This window comes from Pantoea sp. JZ29, from assembly GCF_035190385.1.
Taxonomy (GTDB): domain Bacteria; phylum Pseudomonadota; class Gammaproteobacteria; order Enterobacterales; family Enterobacteriaceae; genus Pantoea; species Pantoea stewartii.
In genome coordinates this window covers 3,803,380-3,816,984 of the sequence record NZ_CP045241.1, presented here as the reverse complement: position 1 = coordinate 3,816,984, position 13,605 = coordinate 3,803,380, and the positions used below count along the sequence as shown (strand labels likewise).

The following is a 13,605-nucleotide window of genomic DNA, read 5'->3' as shown; positions in this document are numbered from 1 at the left end:
CTAATTTGCTAAAAATTCAAAACTGCGTTTTGTCCTTTTCATCAAAGCCAGGCCTGAGAATCAAAACGCCTCACAAGGGGGACAATATTACTACAAATGGCTCAGAGAAGCAGGTAGAGCGAAAACGGAACGATTCACCAAACGGGCAAGCGGAGCTACTTTTTTCATTAGTCTGAATCATCCGTGTCGAAGGTTTTCACGCTGGGCAATGCAAACATCTCTTTCATATAGCTGACGAACTCACGCTTTATCGCTGGTTTTAACGCTTTTTTCAATGACATCTTTAAACGCGCGGTTTTCCAGACTCAGGTCGGCAAACATCTGTTTGAGACGGCGGTTTTTGTCCTCATGATCCTTCATCTTTTTGACATCAGAGGCTTCAATGCCGCCATACTTTATAGTATGAAGCCTCATATATTCCCGCTTCGCAGCAGACATCTTTGACGATGCGTCCGGCTTCAACAGACTTCAGAACGGTGATGATCTGATGCTCTATAAATCGGGCTTTACGCATTGTGATCTCCTCAGTGACATAATCAGTATGTCGGAAGACCTCTAAAAGTGAGTGGGCCGTTTTGACGGGATGCTCACAGTATGGGCTATACCACCGGACTGAATTAGTGAATAATAAAATAATTTTTTTGCAAAAATGGTGGGATTAATAGGAGGTAAGTTGGTCATGAACTACATATTTCGTTAGATACCTTTGAGAACTGATGTTTAACCACTCTTAACGAAATCTTAGGGAGTTATTTTGCATATTAGCATTGGTAATATTTATGAATGGATCTACCAAAGGCGTGAGGCACTTATAGGCTTAGTCTTTTATTCTTTGGCTGCTTTGTTTTTATTCAAGGGTCATATTTTTTTCGCTTACCTGTTAATCTATGTTGTGAGTTTATGGAAAATTAATGATGTCAAAGATGTTGTTTTGCGATTTGGCAAAAGCACGATCGCCGTCAAGTTTTACAATATTGCTATCTGGTATGTTTCATATCTTCTTTCAACTAAGCTATTGAGCTATTTTTTCTCCTTAAACGAAAGTGAACTGAAGTTTTCTCCTGGGATTTTAGCTGTTCCGGTTTCCATTATCCTTATATATATACTGGTTTTGGTTTGCGCATTATTTCCAATAGTAATTATGCAATCCATCTCTTTTCTTTCAATATTTATTAGTCGAAGAATAATTAATAGGGTTTCAGAATCAACGTTCTACAAAGTATGTAAAAACTACTACCACTTGATAATCGTGCTCTCCCCCTTGTACATTCTTGTTGCCTTCGCAATTCCATACGTTGTGAAAGTATCTCTTTTAGCGGATGCGCAGTTTGTTTCTGATTGTGGGCCAAAGCAACATGACAAAATGTACCTTACTGTTAACGAAAAAGAGTGTTATGAGCTAACACTAGACAGGAACTACCTGTTTTCGAATCCCCAGCTCGTACCTAAGCCCGTAAAGAAAGATATGTAAATTATCCGTTTTCATGTTGTTAAGTGATCTGCTCGATTAATTTCGTTAGGTCTTTCAGCGATCGCAGCGGAGACATATCGCGGTGCCGAGACATTTTTAACTTTTCACGGGCTATTCCGGAGAACGAACGTGACCCACTGATGACGATAAAAATTGAGGCTGAGTTACAGGTCATCATCCGCCACCTTAATACTCCCTTTGCTGACCAGCAGGGGCTCATCAGTTGCTGTCTGAACAGCAGACTGACGAGTAGGCTCTTGCCATCAGGCGCGAGTGTGATTCGCTGGTGGATTACTGTGGTTACCTGATGGTTTCACAGCAGTGTGACGGCATGCTTATTGGCAACGCAGAAGTGATTTGACCTGCTCGCCGTTGATTAATACACCAAGATGTTAGTCATATCTTCATCAGGATTATGGACTGGGCGCAAAATCCTGAATCATTCAAAGCAAAATACTTGTCGCAAAAAATTGAGGTTAAGTATGTTATTTTTTCATCAAACTGCCAAAAAATTAGTAGATCAAACCAAATCCAAGGCGTGATGGGGATTGGACGACTAACTATCATTGATGAGCTGATGCATAAGGAGGATTGATTATGAGCACTCAAGCTGAAGAAGGGACACAACGCCGTATGACGTTAGGTGAGATTGCGATGGCTCGCCGGATTTTTGGTGATTCAGTAGCCTATAATCGCATCTGGATTCATTGTGACAGCTATTTACCGTTTGGTTTGCAGAAGCAAAACTATGCTATGACGCCAAATGGAGAGTTGTGGTACAGAAAACCAATGTATAAAGAGGATTTTTCTTCAAACGCTGTTCTTATTGAAGATAAATACGTTTTTATCCATGAACTTGGGCATGTCTGGCAGCATCAAAACGGGCAGTGGGTCAGACTACGAGGCGCTTTTAGCTGGGCTGCTGACTATACCTATGAACTTGATAAAAATAAGCTCACTGATTATTCTCTTGAACAACAAGCATCCATTTTAGCTGATTACTGGCTGCTACTAGTATATGGTGCTGATAAATGGCGCTACTATCAGAGACTAGGGCGAATGGGGATGTACAGGGGAAACGACAGGATTCAGGATGTATCGTCGCTTTATCAGAAAATCGTTACGGGAAAAGGATGATAACCATGAAGGGTAAAATTTTATTGGCTTCAGTATTTATTTTATCCGGGTGCCCTGGTCCGGGTGACAGAATGACTGAGCGAGAATCAACCTCAGTGATTATTAAAGATAATCAGGTTTGTGTAGTGTCGCCGCTAAAATCAGAGGAACGGGTTACCGCTATTCAAATAAACAGCGATAAAAACGATACGCTACATAAAGTCTTTGATGATAAACCTGTTTATGTAGATAAAGGGGAATGCCTGCCACTATTCGGATTTAAATTCTCACCGGGTGAAAGATATTCAATCGCTTATGACGTCATGAATCAGAAATCACAATCGCATTTGGTAACGGCTGAGTTTTCTACTCAATTCGACAAAGGCGTCATCAAGATCTTTTAACACGATGATCTTACAAGCGCGCATATTCTTATAAGACCAGTGGCATTTTTATACAAATCTATATCCGATCGAATATGTGCTGGAAGGGGTTTAGCGAGGCGCGGAAAACCATAGTGATATTAGTTCTAATCTTGCGAAACTGGTTCCGTTCCTCGGTGCTATAGGTAGCGTTGAGGACGAAACCATCAGAGTGACCGCGTTTATTCATTAAGTCAACTGTCAATATTTGAATTTCATATGAGTTACATCTGGTTCTGTGCCATTGGTACTCTCTTATCAGGGCAGCCCACTCTGGTCAGATCTGCCGCAACGAACCTAATACTGGATTTAAAGTCATCATCGTCGAGGTAGGATAAGTAATAAATATTATCAATATTTATTACAACTGAAAGCTCGACAATATTGCCTTCCTCCCGTTTTAGCACTTTTGGGATTGAGGTTTTATCTATTTCTTTTTTTAAATAGCAACGATGCTCTAACCCAAGCCCGACACTTCTGACTAACTTATTAACTGGATAGTTGGAGATTTCACCTGGCAGTAATAAGAAGAGAAACGATATGGAAGTTAACATTAAGGTTGTTGTCGGAATTTCCTCTTTTCTCTTCTCAATCGTTGGGATATATAATGAAAGAAAGTTAACTATAGTTAATACTAATGAGAGATAAATTATACCCATGTAGTCAGATGTATTGTTTTTTTTGATGAGGACATCAAATGTCAAATAAAAAAACAGTACGGCATACATTGAGAATAATGGTATTAATACTAATGCTGCTACTTTTGTTCTGCTAATTATTTTATTTTTAGGTGAGTTGCTGCCACCAATAAATGATGTTGTTAAGCAGTTATGATAGAAAACTAGTATTATTGCTAAAGATAATAAATAGCAGAGGAAATTTACCCATAAATTTTTACTGTCGGAATAAATTAGAAAGACAAAAGGCCAGCTGCCAAGCATTAAACTGACAAGAGATAATGAAATTTTAGGATGGGCTTTTAAAAAATCGAATTTTGATTTCCCTATAAGTTCTTTATTAACAACCTTGTTAAGGGAATGGTTGAGTAATGTTACTGATGAAGCGATGAGGATTAAGGTGATAATCATAACTAGATACATTGCTCCAAATGACATCAACATGCTGACTTTAAGTAAGTCTGTAAAGGAAATGCCATGTGCAATGGAAAAAGTAAATAGCTGAGCCGAACCAAAACAAATAAGCAAAAAAGGAATGACTGTAACTGCTTTTGTTGACAGGTTCAATGTTTCATCAAGACTGTATTTTTTGTTCCTTTTTTTATTAAACTTATATTTTCTAATTATATTTAAGCTGTTTTTTTTCATTGTGGCTCTAGTCCTTTAAGTAATCATATCTTTTTTTTGGGGCTTTAATATAAACATGAGTCAACCTTTGTTTAGTTGATGTTATGGTATGATTTTTTTAGAGGCTTGGCTATATCATTGGTAATGAAAATAATGGGTGGCTGATTTGTTTTTTAGTAATCTAATTTCGTGGTTTTTTATATTGATTGTGGTTACCTTAAGCGTTTTTTATTCTTCCTGTTAGTCTGTCGGTGGGTAGATCTGATGCAAAAGGTTGAGGTAACTCTACGGCTTCTGATGAAAATTATCTGAAAATAAAGGTTGTTAAAAATGAGATGTTGATTAAGTAGGGCGTGCACAATGATTTTGTTAATAAATTCCTACGGAATTAATTCAACAATGTATGACTTATTTTCTCACAAATTGAAAATGAACCTAAAACCCCACTTGCCCCCACCTCCGCAGGAGCAAGCCCCCTCAACCTCTTACCACTCAGTCAGCCCAATCGCCTTCATCACCCGCTTTCTCTGCTGCACGGACAGCGAAGCCAGATCCTTAATCGATCCCACCCGCGTCCCGTTTATCACGTCCCTGGGTTTGAAGCTGATAATAATCTGGCACCAGGTGACCTTCACATCCAGTTGCACACCAATCGGAAAACCCGCTTCTTTTAACCAGCAGCCCTTCAGGGTAATCGCTGGAACGCGGCGATAATTTGGAGTGCGGGTCACATAACCCACGGTCGCATAGCGCTGGGTGAAGTTTGATGCTTTAGGTTCTGTATGGCCTGAAATACAATTGAAGGCAGTCATGATTACTATTCCTTATAAATAGTGATTGTGATCAGCGATGCGGATGTGGGGCAACACATTCGTATCGCGCTAAATGACCGGAATATTTAATCAGGCAGGAGAAAACGCAGCGAGAGTGAAAATAGCAAACTGCGAAAACGTACGCAGAAATTTCACGCAATTCGCAACGTAATCCATCATTTTTAGTGGCAGATCTAAATTCTGATAGTGGCGAAAAGAAGGGGGAAATACCCGACCATTTCACGCTTTCTCAGCGTCAAGCCGTTGTCCTGTTGTCCTGACCTAAACCGCCTCCGGGACTTTCACCGCGTCACCAAACCCTGACCCCGAAATCCTTCATCAGCCACTCGCACTCTCCTGGGAGCTGCATAACAATTTCCACATCGGCACCGTCAACGCCTTTAGCCATCCACAGGATCAGCAGCTTCTGCTGGTGAAGCGTAATCTGATCGCCGAGCCGTTCGTGACCGTTGCCTCACCGCAATACTTACTGATGCCAGCTTGCTGACCGGCAGCAACGACTGGGCTTATGAGAACAATAAGGAACGTCCCTTTTTCAACATTCCCAAATCGCTTGAAGACAGGTGCTGAAACACAACCCGAAACGGCGCTTTATATCATGTTATAAGATTGTATAAATTTTTTACTGGAAACCAACTATCTAAAGGAAAGCCGAATGATTGAGGGTGAATGCTGGCCTTGAGCTTCCGCGTTAGGGCTAAAACATTCTGGCGGTTTTCAGATAAAAACAGACGAGCATTCGACGAAACCAAAAGGATGTAGTGCTCGTGATAACCGAAGATAAACCAAAACCAACCATCAAGGCCTCCTCACGATGAAAGTCATTCTGGTCAGACACGCGGAAACGGAGTGGAATGTACGGGGCATCATTCAGGGGCATTGCGACAGCGCAGTGAGCGAACGTGGCAGACGTGAAACGGCTGCATTAGTGGTCGCACTGGCAAAAGAAGATCATGTCGTTGAGCGTGTTTATGCCTCTCCACTAGGGCGAGCATGGCAAATGGCTCAAACTCTGGCTCAACGCTTCGCCTGTCCAGTGATTGCGGAGTCTGCACTCAAGGAACAGGCATTTGGTATGTTTGAGGAAATGAACATAGCCTTACTCGCGTCTGACTATCCTGATGAAGCTAAGGCGTTATTTTCATCACATGCTGATTATTGCCCTCCGGGTGGCGAATCGCTGGCGCAGGCAACGCACAGAATGCTGCGGTTTTTACATTGTCTTGCGGACGAGCAAAAACGCCAGACTGTTTGCCTCGTTTCCCATGGGCACATCATTCAGGGAACGCTTGCCATGCTTAACGAGGGAAACCTTGTTAATTTTGCCCGCTATGCTCAACCCAACGCGAGTTACTCCACATTTAAGTTGATTGATGGGCGCTGTACTGCGCTTAAATGGGGCATCGCCTCACATTTGCTTCAGTGTTAACTCCGCGGTTTCTGCTATCGCTACGTGGCGGATTCTGTGTCCGCGAGGATGAATGAGTTCTCTGAACGCACTTATCGCAGCGACACCAAAAACCCCACCGCCACCAACGCATAAAACCCCGCACAAATCACATCAAAACTGCGCCGCGCCCGATTGAGATACGTCTCCGCCGTTTGCGAAGCAAAAATCAGCGCATACAGGCTAAATATCATCACCCCGGTCAGTGCGCAGGTGGCAACCAGAACATAGCTCTGCCACTGCGGGGCACCGCGGGTCAGGCCTACGCTGGTGACGGTGAACCAGGTCAGCGCGGCTTTGGGATTCGTAAGGTGCAATCCCAGCCCTTGCAGATAGTAGCCGCGTAAACACGTGTGAGATCGGGCGGGACGTGCCGCCAGTTCGCCAGGGCGAAAGGCACTACGCAGGGCTTTTGACGCCAGCCAGAGCAAATAGGCCGCGCCGAGCAGTTTTAGCCAGACGATAAAACCGTGGAAGGAAACCAAAATGGCAGAGACACCAAAGGCGGTTAACAGGCCCCAGCACAGGGAGCCGGAGATGACACCGGTTGCCAGCACCAGTCCGGCCTGACGGCCATCATTCATGGCCGCATTCGCAATAGACAGATTGCCCGGTCCGGGCGAGGCGGTGCCAATGGTGTAAACCAGTAAGGCAGCTAAAAACGAAGACGCATCCCACATATCGCATCCCTGACCTGATAAGAGAATGTATTAACATAACTTCTGTAATTCGCCCAGGCCACTATTATCTGTCGTCGTTCGCACGTCTTAATCTCTCCGTACAGGATGAAGGACTTTTCCATAATTTAGTCAGTTTTTTGAAGCCCATTTTCACGGGATGGATTCAGTATTCTCTGCGCTTAGAAAATGAGAAAAGCGGCACGCCATGCAGCGTGCCTTCAGTAATACAAAAGAAGTTTTAATGCGATGCCGCCAGCCCGGCCTCTCCCTCATCGGCCTCCTTCCGCTCCCGAATCAATCCCCACAGTGCCGCCGCACCAATAAGGTCAAATACCGCCAGCGCAACGAAGAACGGACCAAAGCCGATAATGCTGACGAAGGCGCCAATAAACAGATTAAAAATCAACTGACCGGACCAGGCGCAGGCACCCGCCATACCGACCGCGGTGGCCACCTCGTTTTTTCTGAACAGATCGGCACCCAGGGTAGAAGCGACGGTCGAGAGCAACTGATGGGAGAAACCGCCGATGCTGATCAGCAGGACGGCAACATAGGGGTTTTCAACCACGCTGACCAGGCCGATAGTGGTCATCAGAACGGCACCAATCGTAAAAGTAATACGGCGGGAATTAATCAGGCTGATGCCGCGATCGTTCAGGAACTTCGCGACAAAGCCGCTGGCCAGACAACCCAGATCGGCCATCAGGAAGGGCAGCCAGACAAACATCGCAATCTCTTTCAGGCTAAAGTGCAGGGTTTCAACAAAGAAGATCGGCACCCAGAAATTGATCGTGCCCCAGGCCGGATCGGCCAGAAACCGTGAGATCCCGATGCCCCAGAAATTACGCTGCTTCAGGATACGCACAAGCGAGGTTTTCTCCTTCCTCGTAGTATGCAGGTGTTTTTCCTGTCCGCTTTCAATATAGTCGCGTTCCTCTGCCGACAGCCGTTTGGCCTCTTTGGGATCTTTATAAAAGAAGAGCCACACGAAGGCTGCCAGAATCGCCAGTATGCCTGCCACAATGAACGCAAACTGCCAGCTGTGAAACAGGATGCACCAGGCAATCAGCGGCGGTGCCAGCATTGCTCCGAACGAGGTGCCCATATTAAATACGCCGGTAGCTATGCCGCGTTCCTTCGCCGGAAACCAGGTGGAGGCGGTTTTGACGCCAGCCGGAATCGCAGAGGCTTCACTGAAGCCCATAATCGCGCGCATCGCCGCCAGGCCCTGCCAGGATCCCATCAGCGAATGCATCAGCGTGGCCACGCCCCATATCATGGCGCAGAGAAAAAAGCCCAGTTTGAGGCCAATGGTGTCAATGACATAGCCCACGATGGGTTGACCAATCGTATAAGCCAGTTGAAAGGCACTGACCACCCAGGAGTAATGCTCTTTGCTGATATCCAGCTCTTTCATAATGGTCGGTGCAGCCACACCTAACGCCGTACGATCAAGGTAATTAATGATCGTAATAAAGCACACCAGTAAGATCATATGCCATCTGTAATGCCTGATCGTTTTCATCATGAATCCTGTTAAAAATTTCCCAAATTATTAGCGAAAGGGATAAGGTGAAACTTAAATTAAAAAAGCTGGTTTAATTCGTAAAAATCCCCATGTATTCGTAAAGGCGAGCGATTCTGTCTCGAAAGCGGGAAGAGGATATGTGAGCTGGCACAATAATTATCGTTATCGCTTTAACGATATTCCAAAAATGTGAACGGGTTAACCCATGCGGTTAACCAACGTGTGCGTAAAGATAATGTTATAGCAAGGTGATGTTTTTAATTAAAATTAGGCGGTTTTTTTACATCATGGTTTTTCGTAGTGCGTTTCATGATGGTGGTGCTTTTTATTCTTTTCAGACCAGCGGATTTATACCGATGTCTCAAAATATAAGAGCAAGTAGAGTGATGAGGTAAGGAGAAAATACAGGGCACATAAATTGAGGAAGCCAAATTGAGCCTGGGTTTTAGCTTTTTTGGGGAAAATAAACCGGGATTTTAGGTTATGCAGATACCGTACCGAAAAGGTAAGCACCTGCTTTAATAAACGATCGTCTATTAAAGCAGGCACGGTTAAATACCGTTGTGTGAATCTGAACGTCTCCTGTTACAGGATGCCTGTAAGGCTCATCAGCGCATATCGCGCAAAAAGACTTCAGGGTCCGGAGCGAAGGTCTCTGTGACAGCAATAAGGAAGCATGAAAAAATGCGATTTAGCTTCTCCCGGAATCCTGCTGACGTCTCCTTTGCGGATAATATCGCTGGTCATCGTCCCGCACCGCGCCAAATCCCGGCCAACCTGATGCGATGAACCCGGCACCACGTCGCGGTGAACGTGCAACGTGCCTGGCGTCAAATCGTGAATGTGGCAGGATCGGCGCGCCAGCCCGGGGGAAATAACCTTGCTGGAACGCATCACATAACGTAAATGTTATCCGTCTGATGAGCGGTGCTTTAATAACGCGGCTTATGCTGAGGTGGCTAAATTATCCCCTCGGCCTGTGATAACAGCATGGCCACAATACGGCTGTTCCACTTGTTAATTAATTTTGTTGAAGTAAAAGAGTAAATATAAGACCATTGCGGCCGCTTATCGGGCCATCAGCCCACACTGGTTGCGTTTAATTTAACGCAAATAAGTCCTGCATGGTAATAATGATAATTATTTTCACGCTAATGATTTTGTTCTTATTAACTTCACACAGACAGGTATGTTGAATGAAAAAGTATATGAAGTGGTTCGCCGCGATAGCGGTTGTGAGTGCGTTATCAGGCTGTGCCCGTACGGCACCAATTGCCCAGATTCACACCACTCTGGCGGCAGGCTACACGCAGGAACAGGTTAAAACCGCGATTTTGAAAGCGGGCGCACTGCGCCAGTGGACCATGACGCAGGCCGGTCCGGACGTTATCAACGCGAGTCACCAGAGCCGTGATCACAGAGCCGAAGTGCGCATTAACTACTCGGCGGGTGGCTATGACATTACCTACGCGCGCAGCAATAACCTGATGGCATCAGGCGGCGAGATCCATAAAACCTATAACCGCTGGGTACAAACCCTGGATAACGACATCAAGGCTACGTTGTCTGCAGGCGCAAAACCGTAATTATTTTTAAAGTCGGGCCCGTCATGGCCCGATAAACCTATTTTGACTCAGCAGGTTTTCCCGCTTATGTACGAAACGGATACGCTCAGTGCCCTGGATGCCATTACGGAAGCGCAACGCATTGCGTTTGCGCCCATGCTTTTTCAGGCGGCGCTGTGTCTGCGTAATACCGGTGTACTTGCGTATCTGGATAAACAGGGGAAAACCGGCGCTACGCTGGACGCCATTGCGGAAAACAGCAGCATCAATGTCTATGCCGTGGGCGTGCTGCTGGATATGGGGTTGAGTGGGCGCATCGTCACCCAGCAGGACGGGCGCTATGTTCTGGCGAAAGTGGGGCATTATCTGCTGCATGACGCGATGACGCGCGTGAATATGGATTTCACCCAGGACGTTTGTTATCAGGGGCTGTTCCATCTTCAGGCGTCGCTGGAAACCGGCAAACCCGCGGGGTTACAGGTGTTTGGCGACTGGTCAACGATTTATCCGGGGTTGTCACAGCTCCCTGACGCCGCGCGGAACAGTTGGTTTGCCTTCGACCATTATTACTCGGACAGCGCGTTTCACGCCGCACTTCCGTATGTGTTCGCCAGCCGTCCTGCCGCCATCAACGATGTGGGCGGCAATACGGGGAAATGGGCAATACGGTGCTGTGAATACAACCGTGACGTCGCGGTCACCCTGATTGATTTGCCACAACAAATTGCGCTGGCCCGTGAAAATATCGAAAATGCAGGCTTTTCTCATCGCATCGCTTTCCATGAAGCAGATATGCTTGCCGACGCGTCGTTACCGGCAGAGGCGGATATCTGGTGGATGAGTCAGTTTCTGGACTGTTTTTCACCGGCGCAGATCGTCGCCGTACTGAGCAAGGTTGCCCGCGTCATGAAACCCGGCGCAACGCTGTTCATCATGGAACTGTTTTGGGATGCACAGAAGTTTGAAGCGGCCTCATTTAGTCTCAATGCGTCTTCGCTTTATTTCACCTGTATGGCAAACGGCAACAGCCGGTTCTACAGCGTAGAAACGTTTTATGACTGCCTGGAGAAGGCAGGGTTCCAGGTGGATGAACGTCATGACAACCTGGGCGTTGGGCATACGTTGTTGCAGTGTCAAAAAAATAACAAAGCGGCGTAAAGCGCCCTGAGTATCACCTGAATATCGCGGACGCGCGTTGATGAAATTTGCATTAAACATTATTGACTGGCAGGCCAGGGCCCCAGGATTAAGCGAAACACCACAGTGGCTCGACTGGGCACGGCTGTCGCTCGCCATCGATCCGGCCGCGCCGCAGGCGAAGCTGAGAGAACTGCCGATGATGACCGCGCGTCGCCTCAGTTCGGGCAGCAAGCTGGCTGTAGAATGTGGATTAGCCATGCTGCGACAGCATGAGATTGATGCCGTGCTGTATACCAGCCGTCACGGTGAGCTGGAACGCAACTTCCGAATTTTGCAGGCCCTGGCGACAGGACAGGCGCTGTCGCCCACCGATTTTGCCCTGTCCGTTCATAACTCCGCCGTGGGCAGCCTGACCATTGCCGCCCGGAAACCTGTTGTTTCCTCTTCGCTCTCTGCGGGAAAAGACACGTTTCAGCAGGGGCTGTGTGAGGTGATCTGTCTGCTGCAGGCAGGCTATCAGCGCGTGCTGATGGTGGATTTCGACGGCACCATGCCTGAATTTTATCTTCCGCAACTGCCGAACCCCATGGCGACATGGCCCTTTGCCGTGGCGCTGGTGATTGAAGCCGGCCAGGCCCTGCAGTGCGAAACGCGGCCACAGCAGACAGGGCAGGACAGCGCCTTGCCGCAGAGTCTGCAGTTTTTACAGCATTACCTGAACGATGACGCCACCTTTGCCTTAGCGGGCGAGCGCATGCAGTGGCAGTGGAGACGGGCATGAGCAGGCTGTTCGCGGTGGTAAACCGGGCATGGCGGCTGGTGATGACCGGCTTCTGTTTTGCTCTGTTCGGACTGGGTGGACTGCTGCTTTCTGTGGTGTGGTTTAACCTGCTGCTGCTGGTGGTATGGGACAAAGGCCGTCGCCGCCGTATCGCCCGATGCAGTATTGCCGCCAGCTTTCGTTTCTTTTTATGGGTGGCAAAAGGCGTCGGCGTACTGGATTACCGCATGCGCGGGCTGGAGCATCTGCGCCAGGATCGCGGCTGCCTGGTGGTGGCGAACCATCCGACGCTGATCGACTACGTGCTGCTGGCCTCGGTCATGCCGGAAACCGACTGTCTGGTCAAGAGCGCGCTGCTGAAAAACCCGTTTGTGGGCGGCGTGATTCGGGCGGCGGATTATTTGATCAACAGTCAGGCGGATGCCCTGTTGCCTGCCTGTCGGCAGCGCCTGGCGCAGGGCGACACGATTTTGATCTTCCCCGAAGGTACGCGGACCAGCCCCGATAAACCGATGACGTTACAGCGAGGCGCGGCCAATATTGCCGTGCGCTGCGGCAGCGATTTACGTGTGGTGATCATTCACTGCAGCGAGCATCTGCTGGATAAGCAGAGCAAATGGTATAACGTGCCGCCCGCCAAACCGCTGTTTAGCGTTGAGGTGCGGGAGCGGATAGCAATCGACTCATTTTACACAGCAAACTCACAAGAACCGGCACTGGCGGCAAGGCAGTTGAACCGGCATCTTTTGCTTCAATTACAACCAGGTTCTCCACCCTTTTCAGGAATGAATGATGCAAGCGCTTTACCTTGAAATCAAAAATCTCATTATCAACACGCTGAATCTCGACGAGCTGACTGCCGATGATATCGATGCAGAGGCACCGCTCTTTGGTGATGGCTTAGGCCTGGATTCCATCGATGCACTCGAACTGGGCCTGGCGGTAAAAAATGCGTACGGCGTGGTGCTGTCGGCTGAAAGTGAAGAGATGCGTCAGCACTTTTTCTCCGTTGCCACGCTGGCAGCGTTCATCGACGCGCAACGTGCCTGAGGAGCCGCCAGAATGACAGAACAAAACGCTATTTATGAAGAAGTTTCCGCCCTGTTGGTGAAGCTGTTTGAAACGGATCCGGAGGCGATTACGCCCCAGGCGCGGCTGTACGAAGATCTGGAGCTGGACAGCATCGACGCGGTCGACATGATCGTCCATCTGCAAAAGAAAACCGGTAAGAAAATCAAACCGGAAGAGTTTAAAGCCGTGCGTACCGTGCAGGATGTGGTTGACGCGGTAGAACGCCTGCTAAAAGAAGCCTGAGTCG

The 13,605-nt window shown here is 47.4% G+C and carries 14 protein-coding genes and 2 pseudogenes; 11 read left to right on the top strand and 5 right to left on the bottom strand.

Annotated features, from left to right (window positions below; translation table 11 throughout):
- Positions 1-206 precede the first annotated feature (206 nt).
- Positions 207-514, bottom strand: a pseudogene (locus GC090_RS17725) (transposase); the annotation flags it as partial.
- A gap of 240 nt (positions 515-754) precedes the next feature.
- On the opposite strand from GC090_RS17725, the gene GC090_RS17720 reads away from it, so the two are divergent.
- The 4 genes and pseudogenes from GC090_RS17720 (at position 755) to GC090_RS17705 (ending at position 2,991) form a co-directional block, all read left to right on the top strand.
- Positions 755-1,471: a hypothetical protein gene (locus tag GC090_RS17720; RefSeq protein ID WP_324020579.1), complete on the top strand. Its 717-nt coding sequence runs from the start codon at positions 755-757 to the stop codon at positions 1,469-1,471.
- A gap of 44 nt (positions 1,472-1,515) precedes the next feature.
- Positions 1,516-1,829, top strand: a pseudogene (locus GC090_RS17715) (DNA primase); the annotation flags it as partial.
- 239 nt (positions 1,830-2,068) lie between these two features.
- A complete protein-coding gene (locus GC090_RS17710) occupies positions 2,069-2,608 on the top strand; it encodes a type IV secretion protein Rhs (protein WP_324020578.1) in 540 nt (179 codons plus the stop codon).
- 5 nt (positions 2,609-2,613) lie between these two features.
- The gene (locus GC090_RS17705) at positions 2,614-2,991 is read left to right on the top strand and encodes a putative T6SS immunity periplasmic lipoprotein (RefSeq protein WP_324020577.1); all 378 of its coding nucleotides are present in this window, start codon (positions 2,614-2,616) and stop codon (positions 2,989-2,991) included.
- A gap of 242 nt (positions 2,992-3,233) precedes the next feature.
- On the opposite strand, the gene GC090_RS17700 is transcribed toward GC090_RS17705, so the two are convergent.
- Together GC090_RS17700 and GC090_RS17695 are read right to left on the bottom strand one after the other, a co-directional pair.
- A complete protein-coding gene (locus tag GC090_RS17700; protein ID WP_324020576.1) occupies positions 3,234-4,334 on the bottom strand; it encodes a hypothetical protein in 1,101 nt (366 codons plus the stop codon).
- Between the two features lie 464 nt (positions 4,335-4,798).
- The gene (locus GC090_RS17695) at positions 4,799-5,125 is read right to left on the bottom strand and encodes a SymE family type I addiction module toxin (RefSeq protein WP_324020575.1); all 327 of its coding nucleotides are present in this window, start codon (positions 5,123-5,125) and stop codon (positions 4,799-4,801) included.
- A gap of 835 nt (positions 5,126-5,960) precedes the next feature.
- Here GC090_RS17695 and GC090_RS17690 point away from each other — a divergent pair.
- Positions 5,961-6,575 (top strand): histidine phosphatase family protein, encoded by a 615-nt coding sequence (locus GC090_RS17690; protein ID WP_324020574.1) that lies wholly within the window; start codon positions 5,961-5,963, stop codon positions 6,573-6,575.
- 71 nt (positions 6,576-6,646) lie between these two features.
- Here GC090_RS17690 and GC090_RS17685 read toward each other — a convergent pair whose 3' ends face one another.
- The gene (locus tag GC090_RS17685; protein WP_324020573.1) at positions 6,647-7,273 is read right to left on the bottom strand and encodes a LysE family translocator; all 627 of its coding nucleotides are present in this window, start codon (positions 7,271-7,273) and stop codon (positions 6,647-6,649) included.
- Positions 7,274-7,511: 238 nt separating this feature from the next.
- Positions 7,512-8,798 carry an MFS transporter gene (locus GC090_RS17680; protein ID WP_324021620.1) on the bottom strand — a complete coding sequence of 429 codons (1,287 nt, stop codon included), beginning with the start codon at positions 8,796-8,798 and terminating at the stop codon, positions 7,512-7,514.
- Positions 8,799-9,997: 1,199 nt separating this feature from the next.
- On the opposite strand from GC090_RS17680, the gene GC090_RS17675 reads away from it, so the two are divergent.
- From GC090_RS17675 to GC090_RS17650, 6 genes are all read left to right on the top strand, one after another.
- Positions 9,998-10,387, top strand: coding sequence for an ApeA family protein (locus GC090_RS17675; RefSeq protein WP_058702135.1), 390 nt, complete (start codon positions 9,998-10,000; stop codon positions 10,385-10,387).
- A 66-nt stretch (positions 10,388-10,453) separates the two neighbouring features.
- Positions 10,454-11,524 carry a methyltransferase gene (locus GC090_RS17670; protein ID WP_324020572.1) on the top strand — a complete coding sequence of 357 codons (1,071 nt, stop codon included), beginning with the start codon at positions 10,454-10,456 and terminating at the stop codon, positions 11,522-11,524.
- Between the two features lie 40 nt (positions 11,525-11,564).
- A complete protein-coding gene (locus GC090_RS17665; protein WP_058702133.1) occupies positions 11,565-12,287 on the top strand; it encodes a beta-ketoacyl synthase chain length factor in 723 nt (240 codons plus the stop codon).
- On the top strand, positions 12,266-13,099 hold the full coding sequence (locus GC090_RS17660) for a lysophospholipid acyltransferase family protein (protein WP_080752816.1): 834 nt from the start codon (positions 12,266-12,268) through the stop codon (positions 13,097-13,099). Before GC090_RS17665 ends, GC090_RS17660 begins: the two co-directional genes overlap by 22 nt.
- A complete protein-coding gene (locus GC090_RS17655; protein ID WP_039338834.1) occupies positions 13,080-13,337 on the top strand; it encodes an ApeE family acyl carrier protein in 258 nt (85 codons plus the stop codon). Before GC090_RS17660 ends, GC090_RS17655 begins: the two co-directional genes overlap by 20 nt.
- A 12-nt stretch (positions 13,338-13,349) precedes the next feature.
- Complete coding sequence (locus GC090_RS17650; protein ID WP_039338833.1) at positions 13,350-13,601, top strand: acyl carrier protein; 252 nt, start codon at positions 13,350-13,352, stop codon at positions 13,599-13,601.
- Positions 13,602-13,605: the final 4 nt, after the last annotated feature.

What these genes read in the sequence shown, in the direction of transcription:
- GC090_RS17685 (WP_324020573.1), bottom strand. Translation starts at nt 7,273, where the DNA reads ATGTGGGATGCGTCTTCGTTTTTAGCTGCCTTACTGGTTTACACCATT.
- GC090_RS17675 (WP_058702135.1), top strand. Translation starts at nt 9,998, where the DNA reads ATGAAAAAGTATATGAAGTGGTTCGCCGCGATAGCGGTTGTGAGTGCG.
- GC090_RS17710 (WP_324020578.1), top strand. Translation starts at nt 2,069, where the DNA reads ATGAGCACTCAAGCTGAAGAAGGGACACAACGCCGTATGACGTTAGGT.
- GC090_RS17695 (WP_324020575.1), bottom strand. Translation starts at nt 5,125, where the DNA reads ATGACTGCCTTCAATTGTATTTCAGGCCATACAGAACCTAAAGCATCA.
- GC090_RS17655 (WP_039338834.1), top strand. Translation starts at nt 13,080, where the DNA reads ATGCAAGCGCTTTACCTTGAAATCAAAAATCTCATTATCAACACGCTG.
- GC090_RS17665 (WP_058702133.1), top strand. Translation starts at nt 11,565, where the DNA reads ATGAAATTTGCATTAAACATTATTGACTGGCAGGCCAGGGCCCCAGGA.
- GC090_RS17680 (WP_324021620.1), bottom strand. Translation starts at nt 8,798, where the DNA reads ATGAAAACGATCAGGCATTACAGATGGCATATGATCTTACTGGTGTGC.
- GC090_RS17650 (WP_039338833.1), top strand. Translation starts at nt 13,350, where the DNA reads ATGACAGAACAAAACGCTATTTATGAAGAAGTTTCCGCCCTGTTGGTG.
- GC090_RS17670 (WP_324020572.1), top strand. Translation starts at nt 10,454, where the DNA reads ATGTACGAAACGGATACGCTCAGTGCCCTGGATGCCATTACGGAAGCG.
- GC090_RS17705 (WP_324020577.1), top strand. Translation starts at nt 2,614, where the DNA reads ATGAAGGGTAAAATTTTATTGGCTTCAGTATTTATTTTATCCGGGTGC.
- GC090_RS17700 (WP_324020576.1), bottom strand. Translation starts at nt 4,334, where the DNA reads ATGAAAAAAAACAGCTTAAATATAATTAGAAAATATAAGTTTAATAAA.
- GC090_RS17690 (WP_324020574.1), top strand. Translation starts at nt 5,961, where the DNA reads ATGAAAGTCATTCTGGTCAGACACGCGGAAACGGAGTGGAATGTACGG.